Below are 1,526 nucleotides of genomic sequence, written 5' to 3' on the forward strand. Positions count from 1 at the left end.
ATGGCAAACATCCTTTTTTTAGATAACATTGATTCATTTAGTTACAATTTAATAGATCAATTAAGATACCAACAAAATCATGTAGTAATCTATAGAAACACTGTAAAAATACAAACTATTAGTAATACTTTAAAAATTTTAAAAAATCCTATAATAATACTTTCTCCAGGACCAGGTCATCCTCAAAATGCTGGATGTATGCCTGAAGTCATACATACATTTAAAGAACAATTTCCTATCATAGGTATCTGTTTGGGATATCAAGCTTTAATAGCAGCACACGGGGGAAAAATAACAACAATTAAAAATATTAAACATGGAAAAGTTTCTTCAATCCAACATGATAACAAATACATGTTCATAAACATGCCTAATCCACTCTCTGTGGCTAGATATCACTCTTTAGCATGTAACACAAACACCTTTCCTAAAACATTAACTATAAACGCTTATTATAACGATTTAGTAATGGCTTTTAGAAATAACAAAAAAAAAATATGTGGATTTCAATTTCATCCAGAATCTATACTAACAGTACAAGGCTCCCAATTAATGCAACAAACATTAATATGGGCATCCAAAAAAACATCAAAGGACACTATAAAAATATGTGCGAAATAATTTTAGCAATCATAGAATTAAAAAAAGTATTATTAAATCCTATTCATAGCACTGTTCTACAATCTTCAATGCAACAAGAAATTTACAAGTTAATATGGGCAACAAAAAACCTATGGGAAACATTTATCAAGTAGTACTTTCTAGAAAATTTTTAATACCTTGCCCTTCCCCATTAGCAGCATATGATCAACTAAAAAATAACAACCCTAGCCCTTACATGTTTTTTATGCAAGATACTAATTTTACTTTATTCGGAGCATCTCCAGAAAGCTCATTAAAATACAACCCAAAATCTAGAAAAATTGATATTTATCCCATCGCAGGCACCCGAACTAGAGGTTTTCAAAAAAACGGACAAATAGACTATGACCTAGATAACAAAATAGAATTAGAAATGAGAACTAATCAAAAAGAATTATCTGAACATTTAATGTTAGTAGATTTAGCACGTAATGATTTAGCACGTATTTGTGAACCAGGAACGAGGTATGTCGAAAAATTAACAAAAGTAGATCGATATTCACATGTTATGCACCTTGTATCAAAAGTAACAGGAATTTTAAAAAAAAATTTAGACATTCTTCACGCCTATCAAACCTGTATGAATATGGGAACATTAAGTGGGGCTCCAAAAATAGCAGCCATGCAACTGATAGCACAACATGAAAAAGAAAAAAGAGGAAGTTATGGAGGAGCGATAGGATATATCACCGGAGAAGGAATATTCGACATGTGTATTATTATTAGGTCTGCATACGTTGAACAAGGAATAGCAACAATACAATCAGGAGCTGGAATAGTACTAGAATCTAATCCTAAATCAGAAGTAAAAGAAAGCAAAAATAAAGCTCGAGCAGTAATCAACGCAATTATAACATCTCACTTACCAACAAAAAGTATATAAC

2 protein-coding genes and 1 pseudogene are annotated in these 1,526 nt (G+C 30.9%); all 3 read left to right on the forward strand.

Annotated elements, in window-relative coordinates; all coding sequences use genetic code 11:
- Complete coding sequence (locus tag BUCNMO_RS02445; RefSeq protein WP_193554156.1) at nt 1-621, forward strand: aminodeoxychorismate/anthranilate synthase component II; 621 nt, start codon at nt 1-3, stop codon at nt 619-621.
- The gene (locus BUCNMO_RS02450) at nt 609-755 is read left to right on the forward strand and encodes a hypothetical protein (RefSeq protein WP_160118327.1); all 147 of its coding nucleotides are present in this window, start codon (nt 609-611) and stop codon (nt 753-755) included. Before BUCNMO_RS02445 ends, BUCNMO_RS02450 begins: the two co-directional genes overlap by 13 nt.
- Nucleotides 734-1,525: pseudogene (locus tag BUCNMO_RS02455) on the forward strand (anthranilate synthase component 1); the annotation flags it as partial. The gene BUCNMO_RS02450 and the pseudogene BUCNMO_RS02455, both read left to right, overlap by 22 nt.
- Nucleotide 1,526: the final 1 nt, after the last annotated feature.

The sequence above is a fragment of the Buchnera aphidicola (Nipponaphis monzeni) genome, from assembly GCF_006741185.1.
In the GTDB taxonomy this organism is placed as follows: Bacteria; Pseudomonadota; Gammaproteobacteria; order Enterobacterales; family Enterobacteriaceae; genus Buchnera_H; species Buchnera_H aphidicola_T.